Source organism: Achromobacter sp. UBA5777 (genome assembly GCF_002418565.1).
GTDB lineage: Bacteria > Pseudomonadota > Gammaproteobacteria > Burkholderiales > Burkholderiaceae_B > Achromobacter > Achromobacter animicus.
In genome coordinates this window covers 14660-33056 of sequence record NZ_DIEJ01000161.1, presented here as the reverse complement: position 1 = coordinate 33056, position 18397 = coordinate 14660, and the positions used below count along the sequence as shown (strand labels likewise).

At 63.7% G+C, this 18397-nt stretch carries 15 protein-coding genes and 1 tRNA gene; 13 read left to right on the top strand and 3 right to left on the bottom strand.

What is annotated here, in order from left to right:
- Positions 1–5 precede the first annotated feature (5 nt).
- The 3 genes from B3446_RS12565 to B3446_RS12555 all read left to right on the top strand — a co-directional run bounded on the left by B3446_RS12565 (position 6) and on the right by B3446_RS12555 (position 3578).
- Entirely contained in the window at positions 6–968 is a 963-nt protein-coding gene (locus tag B3446_RS12565) for a carbon-nitrogen hydrolase family protein (protein ID WP_291381439.1), read from the top strand.
- 3 nt (positions 969–971) lie between these two features.
- Complete coding sequence (locus B3446_RS12560; protein ID WP_191577664.1) at positions 972–1589, top strand: flavin reductase family protein; 618 nt, start codon at positions 972–974, stop codon at positions 1587–1589.
- Positions 1590–1952: 363 nt separating this feature from the next.
- A complete protein-coding gene (locus B3446_RS12555) occupies positions 1953–3578 on the top strand; it encodes a methyl-accepting chemotaxis protein (protein WP_414632409.1) in 1626 nt (541 codons plus the stop codon).
- Positions 3579–3668: 90 nt separating this feature from the next.
- On the opposite strand, the gene B3446_RS12550 is transcribed toward B3446_RS12555, so the two are convergent.
- A tRNA-Ser gene (locus tag B3446_RS12550) sits at positions 3669–3759 on the bottom strand.
- 223 nt (positions 3760–3982) lie between these two features.
- Between B3446_RS12550 and B3446_RS12545 the strand changes: the two genes are divergently transcribed.
- The 3 genes from B3446_RS12545 (at position 3983) to yaaA (ending at position 6889) form a co-directional block, all read left to right on the top strand.
- A complete protein-coding gene (locus B3446_RS12545) occupies positions 3983–5218 on the top strand; it encodes a cation:proton antiporter (protein WP_291381434.1) in 1236 nt (411 codons plus the stop codon).
- Between the two features lie 99 nt (positions 5219–5317).
- Positions 5318–6100, top strand: coding sequence for a 3-hydroxybutyrate dehydrogenase (locus tag B3446_RS12540; RefSeq protein ID WP_291381431.1), 783 nt, complete (start codon positions 5318–5320; stop codon positions 6098–6100).
- 15 nt (positions 6101–6115) lie between these two features.
- Positions 6116–6889: a peroxide stress protein YaaA gene (gene yaaA / locus B3446_RS12535; RefSeq protein ID WP_191577660.1), complete on the top strand. Its 774-nt coding sequence runs from the start codon at positions 6116–6118 to the stop codon at positions 6887–6889.
- Positions 6890–6972: 83 nt separating this feature from the next.
- On the opposite strand, the gene B3446_RS12530 is transcribed toward yaaA, so the two are convergent.
- The gene (locus tag B3446_RS12530; protein WP_291381429.1) at positions 6973–9198 is read right to left on the bottom strand and encodes an FUSC family protein; all 2226 of its coding nucleotides are present in this window, start codon (positions 9196–9198) and stop codon (positions 6973–6975) included.
- 417 nt (positions 9199–9615) lie between these two features.
- Here B3446_RS12530 and B3446_RS12525 point away from each other — a divergent pair, with 417 nt between their 5' ends.
- The 4 genes from B3446_RS12525 to pssA all read left to right on the top strand — a co-directional run bounded on the left by B3446_RS12525 (position 9616) and on the right by pssA (position 14051).
- Positions 9616–11385: an acetolactate synthase 3 catalytic subunit gene (locus tag B3446_RS12525; RefSeq protein WP_255357206.1), complete on the top strand. Its 1770-nt coding sequence runs from the start codon at positions 9616–9618 to the stop codon at positions 11383–11385.
- A gap of 12 nt (positions 11386–11397) precedes the next feature.
- Positions 11398–11889, top strand: coding sequence for an acetolactate synthase small subunit (gene ilvN / locus B3446_RS12520; protein ID WP_006223608.1), 492 nt, complete (start codon positions 11398–11400; stop codon positions 11887–11889).
- 73 nt (positions 11890–11962) lie between these two features.
- Positions 11963–12979, top strand: coding sequence for a ketol-acid reductoisomerase (gene ilvC / locus B3446_RS12515; protein ID WP_056568560.1), 1017 nt, complete (start codon positions 11963–11965; stop codon positions 12977–12979).
- A 298-nt stretch (positions 12980–13277) separates the two neighbouring features.
- Positions 13278–14051, top strand: coding sequence for a CDP-diacylglycerol--serine O-phosphatidyltransferase (gene pssA / locus B3446_RS12510; protein ID WP_105237630.1), 774 nt, complete (start codon positions 13278–13280; stop codon positions 14049–14051).
- Positions 14052–14116: 65 nt separating this feature from the next.
- On the opposite strand, the gene B3446_RS12505 is transcribed toward pssA, so the two are convergent.
- Positions 14117–14635 carry a hypothetical protein gene (locus B3446_RS12505; protein WP_191577658.1) on the bottom strand — a complete coding sequence of 173 codons (519 nt, stop codon included), beginning with the start codon at positions 14633–14635 and terminating at the stop codon, positions 14117–14119.
- Between the two features lie 314 nt (positions 14636–14949).
- On the opposite strand from B3446_RS12505, the gene rpsO reads away from it, so the two are divergent.
- The 3 genes from rpsO to B3446_RS12490 all read left to right on the top strand — a co-directional run bounded on the left by rpsO (position 14950) and on the right by B3446_RS12490 (position 18397).
- Entirely contained in the window at positions 14950–15219 is a 270-nt protein-coding gene (gene rpsO, locus B3446_RS12500) for a 30S ribosomal protein S15 (RefSeq protein ID WP_006223612.1), read from the top strand.
- Positions 15220–15309: 90 nt separating this feature from the next.
- Positions 15310–17472 (top strand): polyribonucleotide nucleotidyltransferase, encoded by a 2163-nt coding sequence (pnp, locus tag B3446_RS12495; protein ID WP_291381407.1) that lies wholly within the window; start codon positions 15310–15312, stop codon positions 17470–17472.
- Between the two features lie 199 nt (positions 17473–17671).
- Positions 17672–18397, top strand: a complete 726-nt coding sequence (locus B3446_RS12490; protein ID WP_175123107.1) for a hypothetical protein — start codon at positions 17672–17674, stop codon at positions 18395–18397.

Genomic DNA, 18397 nt, shown 5'->3' with positions numbered 1-18397 from the left:
TAGATATGTCCATGCAAAAGACCTTCAAGGCCGCCGTCATCCAGGCGGCGTCCATTCCCACCGACAGCATGGCTTGCGCCGAGAAGGCCGCCGCGCTGATCCGGCAGGCGGCCGAGCAGGGCGCCCGCGTGCAGGTGTTTCCCGAGGCCTTCCTGGGCGGATACCCGAAGGGCAACTCCTTCGGCGCGCCCATCGGGATGCGCAAGCCCGAAGGCCGCGACGCCTTTGCCGCCTACCATCAGCAGGCCATCCGCCTGGACGGCGAGGAAGTCGCGCTGGTGGCGCAGGCTGCGGCCGACACCGACAGCTTCGTGGTGATGGGCTGCATCGAGGCCGACGGCGGCACGCTGTACTGCACCGTGCTGTACTTCAACGGCCAGGCCGGCCTGGCGGGCAAGCATCGCAAGCTGATGCCGACCGCTGGGGAACGCCTGATCTGGGGCTTCGGCGACGGGTCCACCATGCCCGTCATCGACACCCCCTACGGCAAAATTGGCGCGGTGATCTGCTGGGAAAACTACATGCCCATGCTGCGCATGTACATGTACAGCCAGGGCGTCGCGCTGTATTGCGCACCCACCGCGGACGACCGTGACACCTGGGTGCCCAGCATGCGCCACATCGCGCTGGAAGGGCGCTGCTACGTGCTGACCGCGTGCCAGCACCTTCGCCGCAGCGCCTACCCCGAGGATTTCGAATGCGCGCTGGGCGACGCGCCGGACACGGTCCTGATGCGCGGCGGCAGCGCCATCATCGGTCCGCTGGGCGAGGTGCTGGCTGGTCCGGATTTTTCGGATGAGACCATCCTGTACGCGGACATCGAACCCAACCAGATCCTGCGCGGCAAGTACGACTTCGACGTGTCCGGGCACTACGCCCGCCCCGACGTCTTCCAGCTTCAGGTGGACACCCGTGAGAAGCGCGCGGTCTCCGCCACGGGCGCCACCGGCGGGCAGCAGGAGGTCTGATCGATGCATTTTGATTTCAACGCCTTGCCGGCGCAGACGGTCTACAACATCCTCACCTCGACCGTCACGCCGCGCCCGATCGCGTGGGTCACCACCGTGTCAGGCAAAGGCGTCGTCAACGCGGCGCCCTTCAGCTTCTTCAACGTGATGGGCCACCAGCCGCCGACGGTCGCGATCGGCCTGATGCGCCATCCCGGTGGGGAGTTCAAGGACACCGGCGCCAACATCATCGAGAACGGCGAGTTCGTGGTGAATCTGGTGCCCGAGTCCCTGGTCCGGGAAATGAACCAGACCTGCGCCGATTACCCGGCGGACGTGGACGAAATGGCAGCAGCCGGTTTGACCGCGCTGCCCGCCACCCATGTGCGTCCGCCCCGCATCCAGGGCAGTCCGGTGTCGCTGGAGTGTGTCAGCCAGGCAACGGTGGTGACCGGTCCGCGACAGATTGTGGTTATTGGACGCGTGCTGGGGGCGCATGTCGAGGACGCCTACGTACGGGACGCCGAACGCGGGCATGTGGATACGCCGGCGCTGGGTCTTATTGCCCGCATGCACGGCGGCGGCTGGTATGCGCGCAGTACGGACACCTTCCAGCTTGCGCGGCCGACGTCGCCGACCTGAGTTTCCGCGGCCTTCGGGCCGTTTTTTTTGCCTGGGTTTTCCCGTTGATTCGGTCAGCGATAGCGGCTTTTTTACAACGCTGCCGACGCCTTTCAGGCAATGCGAAGAGGTTGCGTCAATAACGCCTTCATTTCCCCCGATGCCGCCCAAATCCGGACTGCTAGCATCCGTTCGACCGTCGCGAGAACCCTCGAAAATCCGAACTCTCCGCCGGCAATTTCAGACACAACGGACACCATTATTGGGGGCGGATAACCAGGGGCTTGCGAGCATCTGGCTTGAATTGGCGGCGGCGCAATCCCGCCGCCAAGGCATCCGCCCGAGCACGCATTCACACTTGCCCTGGAAGTCGCCGGAGGCAGTATGAAAAACATGAAGCTTGGAACCCGCCTTGCGGGTGGTTTCGCCATCTTGCTGGCCATGATCATGGTCATGTGCATTGTCGGGCTGGTCAGCCTGGCCAACATCAACGAATCGGTCGAAACGCTGACGCAACGATCCCTCACGAAGGAACGCCTGATCAATGACTGGGCGCGCAACATCCAGTCCGGCGTCACCCGGACCACCGCCATCGCCAAGAGTGCCGACGCCAGCCTGGCAGGCTTCTTCGCTGAGGAAGCCGCGGCATCGACCCGCAATTCGTCGGCCTTGCAGCAGAAGATCGAGCCCTTGATCGAAAGCGACGAGGAAAAGGTGCTTTGGCAAGGCATCGGCAAGGCGCGCAGCGAATACCTTCGCACCCGCGACGGCATCTTCAAGGCCAAGCAGGAAGGCAACGTGGACGCCGCCAACAAGATCTTCACGCAGGAATTCTTGCCCGCGACGCGCCAGTTCATCGACAACATCAATCGCCTGTCCGAATTGCAGCGCGCCGACATCGACGCGCGCGCCGCAGAAATCGAAGCGTCTTACGGCGCCGCGAATCTATGGATGATCGTGATCGGCTCCATTGCGGTGGTGTGTGGCCTCTTGATGTCAGTGCTGCTGACGCGCAGCATTACCCGTCCGCTGTCCGACGCCGTGCGCGTCGCGCGCACGGTTGCCGCAAACGACCTGACCAGCACCATCGTCGTGCGCTCGCGCGACGAGATCGGGCAGTTGATGGCGGCGCTGGAATCCATGAACGCCAACCTGGCCAGCACGGTCGCCCGGATCCGTACCGGCGTGGACAGCATCGCGTCCGCCTCGGGCGAGATCGCGGCAGGCAACACCGACCTGTCCTCGCGCACCGAGCAGCAGGCCGCCTCGCTGGAGGAAACCGCCGCGTCGATGGAGCAGCTGTCGTCTACCGTGAAGCAGAACGCCGACAGCGCCAAGCAGGCCAACCAGCTCGCCGCAGCGGCCTCGGAAACCGCGTCGCGCGGCGGCGCCACCGTGTCCGAGGTCGTGAGCACCATGAACGCGATCTCCGCCAGCTCGGTGAAGATATCGGACATCGTCTCGGTGATCGACGGCATCGCATTCCAGACCAACATCCTGGCGCTCAACGCCGCGGTGGAAGCCGCCCGTGCCGGCGAGCAGGGCAAGGGTTTTGCGGTCGTGGCCGCCGAGGTGCGCACGCTCGCGCAGCGCAGCGCCCAGGCCGCCAAGGAGATCAAGGTGTTGATCGAAGACACCGTGCAGAAGATCGGCCAGGGCTCGGGCAGCGCCGAACGCGCCGGCGCGACGATGCAGGAAATTGTCAGTTCCGTGCAACGCGTGACCGACATCATGGGCGAAATCGCCGCGGCCTCGGCCGAACAGGCAGATGGCATTGAACAGGTCAACCGTGCGGTGTCGCAGATGGACGAGGTGACCCAGCAGAACGCGGCGTTGGTGGAAGAGGCGGCTGCGGCGGCGGGTTCGATGCAGGATCAGTCGGCGGATCTGACGCGGGCGGTGAGCGCGTTCAGGTTGCCAGGGGGGGCGGAGCGGGTGTTGGCGGTTGAGACGGTGTCGTCCGTCCAGGCCGGCGGGTCGCAGGCTTCGCTGCGCTTGGCTGCTTATTGAGCGGCTGCTTATTGAGCATGCAGCACGGCGTGAATACGCCGTGCAAAGAAAAAAGCCCCTGATTTCTCAGGGGCTTCATTCTTCAATACTTGGCGGAGAGGGTGGGATTCGAACCCACGGTACGGGGATACCGTACGCCTGATTTCGAGTCAGGTACATTCGACCACTCTGCCACCTCTCCGTGGCTGGGTTCCGCAGCGGTGAATTTTCATTCACTAAAAGATCCCTGGTCGGAAGGATCTTCGTTGTCGGAGCAGCGAAGCCCGCAATTCTACAGGATTTTTTTCTTTTGTGTAAAGGGGGGCGAAAAAGAACGGGTAAAAGGACCACAGCGGGTTTCATCCGGCTTTCAGTCGGCGCAATCTTTGGCCAGAATTCACCCCATTCCGCCCTCTGCGCATTCCATGGACCTCATCCTCATCCTTCTGCTCGCGGCCGTGCTTTGCGTGCCCATCACGCAAAGACTGGGGCTGGGCGCCATTCCGGGCTACCTGATCGCGGGCGTTCTCGTCGGACCGTCGTGCTTCAAGCTGGTCACGAACGTGGACACGATGATCGGCGTGTCGCAGTGGGGCGTCGTGATGATGCTGTTCATCATCGGGCTGGAACTGTCGCCCAAGCGCCTGTGGGCGATGCGCAACGAAGTCTTCATCCTGGGCACCCTGCAGATGCTGGTCTGCGGCCTTTTGCTCGGGGTGGTGTTCGGCGCCGCCCTGCGGCATCTGGCCGGCATGGAGTGGCAGGCGGCGGTGTTGTGCGGCCTGTCTCTCGCGCTGTCGTCCACGGCGGTCGCGCTGCGGTTGCTGGACGAGCGTCAGTTGACCCGTACGCCGCTGGGGCGCTCGGCGCTTGGCGTGCTGCTGTTCCAGGACATGGCGGCGATTCCGATGCTGGTGGCGGCCGGCTTGCTGGGGTCGGACGGGACCTCCGCGCCGTCCTTCAAAGAAGCGCTGGTGGCCGTGGCGGTTGTGGCGCTGGCCTACCGGCTGCGCCTGCTGGGCTGGGCGGCGAAGGCGGAACTGAACGAACTCTTTACCGCCGCGGCGCTGCTGATGGTGGTGGGCGCGGCTCAACTGTTCGACTACGCGGGCCTGTCAGCAGGCCTGGGCGGTTTTCTGGTGGGCGTGTTGATGGCCGAATCGCGCTACCGGCATGAACTGGAAAAGGCGATCGACCCGTTCAAGGGTTTGCTGCTGGGCCTGTTCTTCGTGGCCATCGGCATGTCCATCAACCTCAAGGTCGTGGCCCATCACTGGATGTTCATCTGCGCGGGCGTCGCGGCGCTGCTGGCGGTGAAGGCCGTGATCCTTTATGGATTCGCGCGCTTTCTGGGGCTGCCGCGCTATCACCGGCTGCTGTTTGCGCTGGTGCTGGCCCAGGGCGGCGAGTTCAGCTTCGCCATCTTCAACGAAGCGTGGGACAACCATCTGGTGAACCTGGAGCAGCGCGACGTGCTGTCTGTGATCGTCGCGGTGTCGATGGGCGTGGTGCCGGTGCTGATCAAGGTGCTAGAGCGCGTGCCGGAGAAATACGGCGGCATGGCGGGCCTGCCTGTGACGGACACGTTGCCGGTCACGGACACTGCGCCGTCTGCCGACGCCGCGCCGTCCGCTTCCCCGGACAAACCGCCCACCGCTTGACCCCGCAGCGGGTAAGGGCATGGCATGATTGGCGGCTTGCCGGGCAGCTACACTTGAAGCCCGTTTCGTTTCCCCACGCCAGCTCACAGGAGAAAGCTCATGCTCAAAGGAAAAGTAGCGCTTGTCACCGGTTCCACCAGCGGCATCGGCCTGGGTATCGCCACGGCCTTCGCCGAGCAGGGCGCCGATATCGTCCTGAACGGTTTTGGCGACGCGGCCGAAATCGAGAAGCTGCGCGCGGAGCTTGCCGCCAAGCATGGCGTGAAGGTCATCTACGACGGCGCGGATCTTTCCAAGGGCGCCGCCGTGCGCGAGCTGGTCGACAACACCGTTCGCCAGCTTGGCCGCATCGACATCCTGGTCAACAACGCGGGCATCCAGCACACCGCGTTGATCGAAGACTTTCCGGCCGAAAAGTGGGATGCCATCCTGGCGCTGAATCTGTCCGCCGTGTTCCACGGCACCGCCGCCGCCTTGCCGCACATGAAGAAGCAGGGTTCGGGCCGCATCATCAACATCGCGTCTGCGCATGGCCTGGTTGCATCGGCCAGCAAGTCGGCTTACGTGGCCGCCAAGCATGGCGTCGTGGGATTCACCAAGGTCACGGCGCTGGAAACGGCCGGGCAGGGCATCACCGCCAACGCCATCTGCCCGGGCTGGGTGCGCACCCCGCTCGTCGAAAAGCAGATCACCGCGCTGGCTGAAAAGAACGGCGTGGATCAGGAAACTGCGGCCCGCGATCTGCTCAGCGAAAAGCAGCCGTCGCTGCAATTCGTGACGCCGGAACAACTGGGCGGCACCGCCGTGTTCCTGGCCTCGGACGCCGCCGCGCAAATCACCGGCACGACCGTCTCCGTCGATGGCGGCTGGACGGCGCGCTAAACAAGGAAATTCTGAATGCTGTTGTTGCTTTCCCCCGCCAAGAAGCTGGACTACGACTCGCCGCTGCACGTCGAGACGCATACCCAGCCGATGTTCGTGGATCAGGCCGCCGGCCTGATCAAGGTCCTGAAGACCAAGACCGCCGAAGACATCTCGGAACTGATGAGTCTTAGCCCGGCCCTGTCCGAGCTGAATGTCCAGCGCTACGCGCACTGGAAGCGCAGCTTCACGCAGGCCAACTCGCGCCAGGCCGTGCTGGCCTTCAACGGCGATGTCTACGAAGGCCTGGACGCCGCCACCCTGTCGGCCAAGCAGCTCGACTGGGCGCAGGAACACGTCGCCATCTTGAGCGGCCTGTACGGCGTGCTGCGCCCGCTCGACCTGATGCAGCCGTACCGCCTGGAAATGGGCACGCGGCTGGAGAACCCCAAGGGCAAGAACCTGTACGAGTACTGGGGCAGCACCATCGCGGACTACCTGAACGAGCGCCAGGCCGGCCAGAAGTCGCCGGTCGTCATCAACCTGGCCTCCGAGGAATACTTCAAGTCCGTCGATCAGAAGGTCCTGAAGGCGCGGGTGGTGCAGTGCGTGTTCCAGGACTGGAAGAACGGCGCCTGGAAGATCATCAGTTTTCACGCCAAGCGCGCACGCGGCCTGATGGCGCGTTACGCCATCCAGCACAAGGTTGCCAAGCCGGAAGGGCTGCAGGGGTTTGATCTGGAAGGCTACGCGTACGACGCGTCGGCGTCGTCGGCGGACAAGCTGGTGTTTCGCCGCAAGCTGGATTAGCGGGACTTCGCTTGAACAAGAATGCCGGCTGGGTGGATGCCCAGCCGGCATTTTTTTTGCCTGCAGACCCGGCGCACGCCGGTTTACGACGCCGCGGCCGCCACCGGCGGCGCATGGAGCGGATCGGCCAGCGCCTGCAGTTCCTGGCGGATCATGTGCGTGGCCTTGAGCATCTGCTTTACGGGATAGACCAGCGCGGCCTGATCGCCTGCGGTATCGAACTGCGTGGGCAGGTCCAGCGGCACGCGCGGGCTGTTTTCATCCAGCAGGACGGTCATGCCGTCCAAGGCCTGCTTGATGGGCTCGGGCGTGGCAGGCAGCGCCGCCAGGATGGGAATCGCCGCGGTGATCTGCGAGGCCAGTACGTGGTTCTGGATCAGCAGGTTGTTCAGCTCGGGCACGTCCACTTGATGCGACTTGGGCTCGCTCATCATGCGGTAGAACGCCTCGGCGAAATTGCTGAAGGCGATGTGCACGTTCTTGCGCGCCAGGCGCCAGGCCAGGTCGGCGTCGGTGACGGCGGGCGTGTCGGTGGCAGCTGCGCCCACGGGCGCGCCGTGCGCCTGCATGGCTTCGACGTAACGCAGGCCGGCCAGCAGATACTCGCGGTTGGCGCGGGTCGCGGCCGAAGCCAGCGGCTTCAGGTAACGGGCCTCCCACCACGGCAGGATGTAGCTGCAGACCAGCGCGAGCGCGCAGCCCAGTAGCGTGTCGATGGCGCGTTCGCCGATCACCGACATGGACACGGTGCCCGGCGACACGAAATGGAACACCAGCACCACGAACAGCGTATTGAAAATAGCGCTGGCCATGTAGTTGAGCTGCACCATGCTGTTGCCCATGATGCAGGCGCCCAGCAGAACGGCGAACAGGACGCTGGGCTCGTCGGTGACGTTGAACAGCAGCAGCGCGGCGATGCAGCCGATCAGGGTGCCCATCAGCCGCCAGCCATTGCGCTGGCGCGTCAGCGCAAAGCCAGGCTTCATGATGATGACGATGGTCAGCATGATCCAGTAGTTGTGCGCCGAGAACTCGGGGGATAGCCAGCGGCTGGCCAGCGTCATGGCGATCGCGGCAGCGGCCGTCACGCGCAGCGCATAGCGGAAGTGCGGGGAATCCAGCCGCAGGTTGCTGGTCAAGAGGCCAAAGCGGAATTCCTGGCGCGAAATGAACCGCGTCAGCGACTTGTTGATGCGCAGCACGTCGGTGGGCTTGGCGTCGGGCGAGGCCGCCGTGTGGTCGGCCAGCCGGTCCACGATGCGCGCCGAATTGCGCAGGCGCCGCAGCACCTGCACGATCAGCGCCAGCATCTCCGGATCGCGTTCGCCCAGGCCTTGCTGCTTGAGCTGCTCGATCTCGTACTCGATGGCACGCAGTTCCGCCTTGGCGCTGCTGCGGTATTGCACCTTGCGTCCGCGCGACACGTCCAGCGCGATGCGGTTCAGTTCCAGCGACATCTTCACCAGCGCATCGCGCATGAACATCAGGCAGTCGTTGCCGGCCAGCGTGCGGCGCAAGGCGGCGTAGTCGGTGTGCGTGGCGACCAGCGTGTCCAGCAACTGCAGCATGTCCACGAACATGTTCCAGATCATCACGCGCTGGCGGTCGCCCAGGCCCTTGCCGCGGGGCAGGGCGCGCAGCACCATGTCGCGGGCGGCCTGGTGTTTTTCGGTCATGACGGACTGGCGTTGGATCAGGTTTCGGTAGGCCTCGTCCAGATCGGCGGTTTCGTCGTAGAAGGTCGCGCGCGCTGCCACGTAGTCGGCGGTGGCGAACAGCGCGACGGACATGGCCTGTTGCTCTTCACGCAGCCAGAACAGGCGCGAAAACCCCAGGCTGAATGCCACATAGAACAGCGCGCCGCCCAGCGTGGCGGCGGCATGGGCCAGCACTTCTTGCGGCGCCAGCGGCGAGTGCATGGTCAGCGTCATCAGCAGAAGGCCAGCAAAGCCGATCAGGCCGCCGCGCTTGCCGAACACGGTGAACATCGAATAGACGAAGCACTGCGCAATGACGGCCAGCCAGATCAGCACCGGATGCGAGGACGCCAGCCCCGTGATGATGACGGTGATTGTGCCCAGCGCCGCGCCGCCCAGCATTTCGTTGGTGCGGTGCCGCTGCGGACCGCCCGGCTGGTCGATGATGGCCAGGCATTGCGCGCCGAAGGTCGCCACCAACCCGGTCGTGTAATTGCCGAAGAGGCCGCCCAGCACCAGCACGGGCAACAGCATGCCGACCCCCTGACGCACCCCTCCGAAGAAGTAGTGGCTATAGAGAAAGCGGCGAATGCTGGCAATGCGTAAATCCATGGGCGGCGGCTCGGTTCTGGACGACGCAACAAGTATAGAGAGGGCATCGCGCGTTTTGGGGCCGGATAGTGACCGAACCTTCCACGCAACGGTCGGCAAAAGCCGATTTGCCACCTTTGACGCAACGCGGTAAATTGCTCCACTTGCTTCGGTCTGCCTATCCGATACCGGAGCGTTGATGCCAACGGCCAGGGTCACATCCCAGCCGTTGTGCAGCAAGTCTCACCTGCCGTTGGCCGCGCCACAAGCGTGTGTTGCCAAGGCTTCCATTTCGACCTCCAGCGTCCCCCAGGGGCGTTTGCACTGCGTTCTGTCGAGCGTGTGCCGGGTCGGCAAGGTGTCCGGGTGGCGTGGCTCCGTGAGCCGCTAAGCGCCGGATCATGTTGTCGTAACCGGTATGGGTTCAGTTGCCGCCGTATCCGGGCGCGCAGCAGTCAGGGTTGCAGGGCCGGTTTTGAAAGGAACTACAACATGGAAATGAACGGCGCCGATATCGTCGTGCGCTGCCTGGCCGATGAAGGCGTGGAACACGTTTTCGGCTACCCTGGCGGCGCGGTGCTCTACATCTACGACGCAATCTTCAAGCAAGACAAATTCCAGCATATCCTGGTTCGTCACGAGCAAGCTGCCGTGCACGCGGCCGATGCCTACTCGCGCTCGTCGCAAAAGGTCGGCGTCTGCATCGTGACCAGCGGTCCGGGCGTGACCAATGCCGTTACCGGCATTGCCACCGCCTACATGGACTCCATCCCGATGGTCATCATCAGCGGGCAGGTGCCTACTGCGGCCATTGGCGAAGACGCTTTCCAGGAATGCGACACCGTCGGCATCACGCGTCCTTGCGTCAAGCACAACTTCCTGGTGCGCGACGTGAAGGACCTGGCCGAAACCATGCGCCGCGCGTTCTACATTGCGCGCACGGGCCGTCCCGGTCCGGTGCTGGTGGATATCCCCAAGGACATCACCGTCGCGCAGTGCAAGTACGTGCCGCCCAAGGGCGAGATCTCGATGCGTTCCTACGCGCCCGTCAACAAGGGCCACCAGGGACAGATCAAGAAGGCCGTGCAGATGCTGCTGGCGGCCGAGCGCCCCATGATCTACACGGGCGGCGGCGTCATCCTGTCGAACGCCGCGCCCGAGCTCAACAAGCTCGTGACGCAACTGGGCGCGCCCTGCACCAGCACCCTGATGGGTCTGGGCGGCTACCCGGCCAGCAGCGGCCAGTTCGTGGGCATGCCCGGCATGCACGGCACGTACGAGGCCAACATGGCCATGCAGCACTGTGACGTGCTGCTTGCCATCGGCGCCCGTTTCGATGACCGCGTGATCGGCAATCCCAAGCACTTCGCGCAGAACGCCCGCAAGATCATCCACATCGACATCGATCCCTCGTCGATCTCCAAGCGCGTGCGCGTGGACGTCCCGATCGTGGGCAACGTCAAGGACGTCCTGGCCGACCTCAGCGCGCAGTTCGAGATCGCCGCCGCCGAGCACAAGCCGGCCTCGCTCGCCAAATGGTGGGACCAGGTCGAGACGTGGCGCGGCAAGGAATGCCTGAAGTTCGCCAACTCGGACGAAGTCATCAAGCCGCAGTACGTGGTGGAAAAGCTCTGGGAAGTGACCGGCGGCGACGCCTTCGTCACCTCGGACGTCGGCCAGCACCAGATGTGGGCCGCCCAGTACTACAAGTTCGACAAGCCGCGCCGCTGGATCAATTCCGGCGGCCTGGGCACCATGGGTGTGGGCCTGCCGTACGCCATGGGCGTGCAGATGGCCAATCCGGGCAAGGACATTGCCGTGATCACCGGCGAAGCCTCGATCCAGATGAACATCCAGGAACTGTCGACCTGCCACCAGTACCGCCTGACGCCCAAGATCGTCTGCCTGAACAACCGGTTCCTGGGCATGGTGCGCCAATGGCAGCAGATCGACTACGGCTCGCGCTATTCCGAGTCGTACATGGATTCGCTGCCCGACTTCGTCAAGGTCGCCGAGGCCTACGGCCACGTGGGCCTGCGTATCGAACGCCCGGCCGACGTCGAACCGGCGCTGCGCGAAGCGTTCGGCAAGCACAAGGAGCGCCTGGTCTTTCTGGACTTCATCACCGACCGCACCGAAAACGTGTGGCCGATGGTCAAGGCCGGCCGCGGGCTGACTGAAATGCTGCTCGGCTCTGAAGACCTGTAAGGAGGCCCCGCAATGAAGCACGTGATTTCCGTCCTCCTCGAAAACGAACCCGGCGCGCTGTCGCGCGTGGTGGGTCTGTTTTCGGCGCGGGGCTACAACATCGAAACCCTGACCGTGGCGCCCACCGAGGACTCCACGCTGTCGCGCATGACCATCGTCACGACCGGTTCGGACGAGGTCATCGAACAGATCACCAAGCATTTGAACCGCCTGGTCGATGTCGTGAAGGTGGTGGACCTGACCGAAGGCGCCCACATCGAGCGCGAGCTGATGCTCGTGAAGGTGCGCGCCGTCGGCAAGGAACGCGAGGAAATGAAGCGCATGGCGGATATCTTCCGCGGCCGCATCATCGACGTCACCGACAAGTCCTACACCATCGAATTGACCGGGGTGCAGGAAAAAGTACAGGCCTTCCTCGAGGCCCTGGACCGCAGTGCCATCCTTGAAACCGTGCGCACCGGCGTGTCCGGCATCGGACGCGGTGAACGGATTTTGAAGATTTGACCGGCCTTCCAGGCCTGCCTCACCCTACATCTGAATCAAACGAATATCCAAATACTGGAATCTGGAGCACAACATGAAAGTTTTCTACGACAAAGACTGCGATCTGTCCCTCATCAAAGGCAAGACCGTTGCCATCATCGGCTACGGTTCGCAAGGTCACGCGCACGCGCTGAACCTGCATGAGTCGGGCGTGAAGGTCATCGTCGGCCTGCGCAAGGGCGGCGCCTCGTGGAACAAGGCCGCCAACGCCGGCCTGGAAGTCAAGGAAGTCGCGGAAGCCGTCAAGTCGGCCGACATCGTCATGATGCTGCTGCCCGACGAGAACATCGCCTCGGTCTACAACAACGAAGTCCACGGCAACATCAAGGCGGGCGCCGCCCTGGCGTTTGCCCACGGTTTCAACGTGCACTACGGCCAGGTCGTGCCGCGCGAAGACATCGACGTCATCATGATCGCCCCGAAGGCCCCCGGCCACACGGTGCGCAACACGTACAAGCAGGGTGGCGGCGTGCCCCATCTGGTGGCCGTGTACCAGGACAAGTCGGGCGCCGCGCGTGACGTGGCCCTGTCGTACGCCAGCGCCAACGGCGGCGGCCGTGCGGGCATCATCGAAACGAACTTCCGCGAAGAAACCGAAACCGACCTGTTCGGCGAACAGGCCGTGCTGTGCGGCGGTACCGTCGAACTGATCAAGGCCGGTTTCGACACGCTGGTGGAAGCCGGCTACGCGCCCGAAATGGCGTACTTCGAGTGCCTGCACGAACTGAAGCTGATCGTCGACCTGATCTATGAAGGCGGCATCGCCAACATGAACTACTCGATTTCGAACAACGCCGAATTCGGCGAATACGAAACGGGTCCGAAGATCGTCACGGACGAAACCCGCAAGGCCATGCGCCAGTGCCTGACGGACATCCAGACCGGCGAATACGCCAAGAAGTTCATCCTGGAAAACGCCGCCGGCGCCCCGACCCTGACCTCGCGCCGCCGCATCAACGCGGAATCGCAGATCGAGCAAGTGGGCGGCAAGCTGCGCGCCATGATGCCCTGGATCGCCGCCAACAAGCTGGTGGACAAGTCCAAGAACTGATCCCCACGGCAGGCGGGGCGCGGCCCCGCCGGTCCGGATCGAAGNNAAAAAGGGGGGGGGGGGGGGCACAACAAACAAACCCGGGGGGGGGGGGGGGCGGGGGGGGCCCCGCCCCCGCCGGTCCGGATCGAAGCGGCATGCCTTTCAAGGGCATGCCGCTTTTTTCTTATTTTTTGGCCTTTTCGCAGCCATTTGGACGCTTTGGCGCCAAATGGGGCCGGGCACGATCCTTGCTGTAGCCCCGCAAGCAGGGCCAGATAGGTTAACCTTTCAAAGTCCGTCGTAAGTTATTGAGACCATGCCCAATTTTTCCATGCGCGATTCCGAGAACCGCCACCGGAGCATTTACCTGCTCCCCAACGCGTTCACCACCGCCGCTTTGTTTGCCGGGTTCTACGCCGTTGTGCAGGCGATGAACGACCGCTTCGAAGTCGCCGCCATCGCCATTTTTGTCGCCATGGTGCTGGACGGCATGGACGGCCGGGTGGCCCGTCTGACCAACACGCAGTCCGCATTCGGCGAGCAATACGACTCGCTGTCCGACATGACGTCGTTCGGTGTGGCGCCGGCGTTGGTCATGTATGAATGGATCCTGAACGACCTGGGCCGCTGGGGCTGGCTGGCGGCTTTCGTCTATGTGTCCGGCGCGGCGTTGCGGCTGGCGCGGTTCAACACCAATATCGCCGTCGTGGACAAACGTTTCTTCCAGGGATTGCCCAGCCCGGCCGCGGCTGCGCTGGTGGCGGGTTTCGTCTGGCTGGCCGTTGACAACAAGCTGCCCATCCATGACAGCCTGATGGCCTGGGTGGCGTTCACGCTGACCATGTACGCCGGCATCACCATGGTGTCGAACGCGCCGTTCTTCAGCGGCAAGAGCTTCGCTTTGGGCCGCAGCGTGCCGTTCTGGGGCATTCTGCTCGTCGTCGCGGTGTTCGTGTTCGTGTCCAGCGATCCTCCTGTTGTTCTGTTTGGCTTGTTCGTGCTTTACGGCCTGTCGGGCTGGGTCACCTGGCTGTGGCGCTGGAACAAAGTCCGCCGCCTGCAGCAGGAGCGCCGCGGTCATTCTTCCTGACGTCCAGACGCCGCCAACAAAAAACCCGCCATCGCAAGATTGGCGGGTTTTTTGTTGCGGTGGGGCTACCAGAAGTTGAACCGGTCGTCGTCGTACATCGGGTCCGGTCCGGGATGGAAGTGGGTGACCTTGCTGCCGTCGCGGCTCATATACACGTACATCAGGGAATTCCAGACGCTGTTTTCCTTATAGCGATACGACCACACGACCTCGCGCTTTTCGCCCAGGCCAGCCTGTTCAATGCGAGCCGGCGGGCCGAATTCGCAGCGCACCCGATCCGGCCCCCAATCTCCGGTCTCAAGCACCTTGAAGTGTGCGTCGGTCAGAAGCGGCAGCACCCGGTCGACCCGGCCATCGGGGCCGACGTTCGCGCCCCAGGCGTACTGGCCCATGGGCTGCTGCGTCCAGATCACCCGGCGGCCGCCATTGGCCTGGGGACATTCGAAGTTGGGCGCGCCGAACTGCGCCTGAACCTGCGAAAGCGGGGTGCCGGGCGGCACCTCGGTCATGTTTGCGCAGGCGGCCAGTCCGACCAGTGCGATCGAGGCCAGGGTCACGCGGGCCGTTCTATATAAGCTGATCATGTCGATGCTCCTTCGGGTGCACACTGCGGCTTGGCCGGCCCGCGCGGCGGGCCCGGTCTTCTTGCTGGGGTAATTCTAGCGAATCAGCTATAATCGCCGAGCTTTATCAAATGTATTGATTCTGCAAGATCCTTTGCGCCAGCCGCCGGCGGTTTGTCGCAGTACCCGCAACATGGCGCCAAGCCTCATGTGCCGGTTCTGCCCGATCCCGCCAATGGCAGCAGTGAGAAAGCGAATTCAAGCCTGGCTCGCGCAAAATTTTCCAAACCACGTCAGGGCGCCTCGGCCCTGTCGCATGTCCGAAGAGGTCATCAATGTCTGTAGCTGACATCAAGAAATCCGATATCGTTGCGCAATTCCAACGCGCTCAGGGCGATACCGGCTCCCCCGAAGTTCAGGTGGCTCTGCTCACCGCCCGTATCAACGAGCTGACCGGTCACTTCAAAGAACACATGAAGGATCATCACTCGCGCCGCGGTCTGCTGCGTATGGTCAGCCGTCGCCGCAAGCTGCTCGACTATCTCAAGGGCCGCAATCCCGATTCGTACCGCGCACTGATCGAAAAACTCGGTCTGCGCAAGTGATCGACGGGGCTGGCTCCCCATGACGCAACCGTGGTCGGTGCGACGCATGTCGCAGCGGCCACGGTTTTTCATTTGTAAGGAATAATCGTCATGTTCAACAAAGTGACTAAATCGTTCCAGTACGGCCAGCACACGGTCGTCCTGGAAACTGGCGAAATCGCTCGCCAGGCCTCCGGCGCCGTTGTGGTGTCGATCGAGGACACCGTCGTCCTGGCCACTGTCGTGGCTTCCAAGAAGGCCAAGCCGGGTCAGACGTTCTTCCCGCTGACCGTCGACTACATCGAAAAGACCTACGCTGCCGGCCGCATTCCGGGTGGGTTCTTCAAGCGCGAAGGCAAGCCGTCCGAAAAGGAAACGCTGACGTCGCGCCTGATCGACCGTCCGCTGCGTCCGCTGTTCCCCGAAGACTTCTACAACGAAGTCCAGGTGGTCCTGCACACGCTGTCGGTCAATCCTGAAATCGATCCCGACATCGCCGCCATGATCGGCGCCTCCGCCGCGCTGGCCATCTCGGGCATCCCGTTCAACGGCCCGATCGGCGCCGCGCGCGTCGGTTACATCGATGGTCAGTACACCATCAACCCGACCGCTTCGGACCTGAAGTCGTCCAAGCTGAACCTGGTTGTCGCCGGTACGGAAAACGCCGTGCTGATGGTCGAATCGGAAGCTGACCAGCTGTCCGAAGAAGTCATGTTGGGCGGCGTGGTCTACGGCCACCAGCAGATGCAGACCGTCATCAACGCCATTCACGAACTCGTGAAGGACGCCGGCAAGCCCGATTGGGAATGGCAGGCTCCCGCCAAGGACGAGGCCCTGATCGCCGCGGTTACCGCGGCCGCCCAGGAAGGCCTGAACGCCGCCTACCAGATCCGTGAAAAGCAGGCTCGCACCACCAAGCTGCGTGAAGTCTACGCAGACGTGTCGGCCAAGCTGGTCGCCGCCGCCGCCGAAAAGGGCGAGTCGGCCCCCGACGCCGTCACCGTCGACAACATCCTGTTCTCGCTGGAATCGGCCATCGTCCGCGGCCAGATCCTGAACGGCGAACCGCGCATCGACGGCCGCGACACCCGCACCGTCCGTCCGATCAGCGTGCGTCTGGGCGTGCTGCCCCGCGCGCACGGCAGCGCCCTGTTCACCCGTGGTGAAACCCAGGCACTGGTCGTGGCCACGCTGGGCACCAAGCAGGACGAACAGATCATCGACGCGCTCATGGGCGAGTACCGTGACCGCTTCATGATGCACTACAACATGCCTCCGTTCGCCACCGGCGAAACCGGCCGCATCGGTGTGCCCAAGCGCCGCGAAATCGGCCACGGCCGTCTGGCCAAGCGTTCGCTGGTGCCGCTGCTGCCGGCCCCCGAAGACTTCCAGTACACGATTCGCCTCGTGTCGGAAATCACCGAATCCAACGGCTCCTCGTCGATGGCCTCGGTTTGCGGCGGCTCGCTCGCCATGATGGACGCCGGCGTGCCGGTCAAGGATCACGTGGCCGGCGTGGCCATGGGTCTGATCCTGGACGGCGGCAAGTTTGCCGTGCTGACGGACATCCTGGGCGACGAAGATCACCTGGGCGACATGGACTTCAAGGTTGCGGGCACCGAAAACGGCGTCACCGCACTGCAGATGGACATCAAGATCCAGGGCATCACCAAGGAAATCATGCAGGTTGCGCTGGACCAGGCCCGCGAAGGCCGTCTGCACATCCTCGGCAAGATGAAGGACGCCCTGGACGGTTCGCGTGGCGAGCTGTCGGCGTTCGCGCCGCGCATGCTGACCATCAAGATCAACCCCGAGAAGATCCGTGACGTGATCGGCAAGGGCGGCGCCACCATCCGCGCGCTGACCGAAGAAACCGGTACGCAGATCGACATCTCCGACGACGGCACGATCGTGATCGCCAGCGTCGACGAAGCGCAGGCCAAGGAAGCCCAGCGCCGCATCGTCGAGCTGACCGCCGACGTCGAAGTGGGCCAAATCTACGAAGGCTCGGTCCTGCGTCTGCTGGACTTCGGCGCCATCGTGCAAGTGCTGCCGGGCCGCGACGGTCTGCTGCACATCTCCGAAATCGCCAACTACCGCATCGCGAACATCAACGATGTGCTGAAGGTCGGCCAGCAAGTCCGCGTCAAGGTCATCGAGGCCGACGACAAGGGCCGTCTGCGCCTGTCCATCAAGGCAATCGGTGGCATCGAGCAGCAGCAAGCCGCTGCCGCTCCCGAAGCGGCCCCCCAATCGGAACCGCAAGCTGAATAAGCCTGCAGCCTCCTGATTGAAAAACGGCGCCTCATCCGAGGCGCCGTTTTTTTTTGCCTCGCGCGGCCGAACGTGAGGGGGACGGGCCGCTGCTCCCCAGTTCGTCCGCCTTCCTGTAAAGTCTTGCGCGAGAGACGCGCCGCCGGGTGCATTGGCGCGCTTCACGCTTGATCGAAGGGGGCATACGGATGAGCAAGGCATGACGGCGTGGCCGATAACCGCAGTCACCGCAGCGCTGTTGGCTGCGCTGTTGACCGGCTGCATGTCGCCCCCTGGGGCGGGCCAGCGTGGCCCCAAGGGCGAGGACATGACGGCGGACCAGTTCGCGCAGACGGACTTCAACCGCACGGTCACACTCGAGGTACGCGACAACCTGACCAGCCTGTATTCGTTGCTGGACAAGCTGTACCGCCGCAATCCGCGGGAATGGCGCAAGACCGGTGCGCCGGACCTGGCCACCGCGGTGAACCGCGTCAAGCATTCCATCGAAGTCCGTGTGCCGCCGCGAGATCTCAGCGGGCTGCGCGACATCCAGATCCTGGCAGTCGCCCTGGATCCCAACTATCCGGGCGACCGGGTCGGCGCCTTCATCTACGGGCTTGCGGACACCATCATCGCGGCGCACAACGGCAAGACGCGCCTGTACGCGACAGACGCCCTGGACGGCCAGCGGGTCTACAATGCCGCACGGAACGTCGAGGCCGCGGCCTGGCTGCTGGCCACGCGCCGCAACAACCAGGGCGAATTGCTGCTGCTGGCCAACGAAATTTCCCCGACCGCCACGAATCTCAGTTTCGAGCGCGAGTTCGGCGCCATCATCGGCCGGCTCGACCTGATCGCCAACCTGCTCGGCGAGAACTCCCGGCGCATCGGCATCAACTACGCCCAGGGCCTTTTGCTGTTCAACTTCCTGCCTGTGCGTTAA

Coding starts and splice junctions, on each gene's coding strand:
- B3446_RS12565 (WP_291381439.1), top strand. CDS start 6: ATGTCCATGCAAAAGACCTTCAAGGCCGCCGTCATCCAGGCGGCGTCC.
- B3446_RS12505 (WP_191577658.1), bottom strand. CDS start 14,635: ATGATCAGCTTATATAGAACGGCCCGCGTGACCCTGGCCTCGATCGCA.
- ilvC (WP_056568560.1), top strand. CDS start 11,963: ATGAAAGTTTTCTACGACAAAGACTGCGATCTGTCCCTCATCAAAGGC.
- yaaA (WP_191577660.1), top strand. CDS start 6,116: ATGCTGTTGTTGCTTTCCCCCGCCAAGAAGCTGGACTACGACTCGCCG.
- pnp (WP_291381407.1), top strand. CDS start 15,310: ATGTTCAACAAAGTGACTAAATCGTTCCAGTACGGCCAGCACACGGTC.
- B3446_RS12545 (WP_291381434.1), top strand. CDS start 3,983: ATGGACCTCATCCTCATCCTTCTGCTCGCGGCCGTGCTTTGCGTGCCC.
- B3446_RS12530 (WP_291381429.1), bottom strand. CDS start 9,198: ATGGATTTACGCATTGCCAGCATTCGCCGCTTTCTCTATAGCCACTAC.
- B3446_RS12560 (WP_191577664.1), top strand. CDS start 972: ATGCATTTTGATTTCAACGCCTTGCCGGCGCAGACGGTCTACAACATC.
- pssA (WP_105237630.1), top strand. CDS start 13,278: ATGCCCAATTTTTCCATGCGCGATTCCGAGAACCGCCACCGGAGCATT.
- B3446_RS12555 (WP_414632409.1), top strand. CDS start 1,953: ATGAAAAACATGAAGCTTGGAACCCGCCTTGCGGGTGGTTTCGCCATC.
- rpsO (WP_006223612.1), top strand. CDS start 14,950: ATGTCTGTAGCTGACATCAAGAAATCCGATATCGTTGCGCAATTCCAA.
- B3446_RS12540 (WP_291381431.1), top strand. CDS start 5,318: ATGCTCAAAGGAAAAGTAGCGCTTGTCACCGGTTCCACCAGCGGCATC.
- B3446_RS12490 (WP_175123107.1), top strand. CDS start 17,672: ATGACGGCGTGGCCGATAACCGCAGTCACCGCAGCGCTGTTGGCTGCG.
- ilvN (WP_006223608.1), top strand. CDS start 11,398: ATGAAGCACGTGATTTCCGTCCTCCTCGAAAACGAACCCGGCGCGCTG.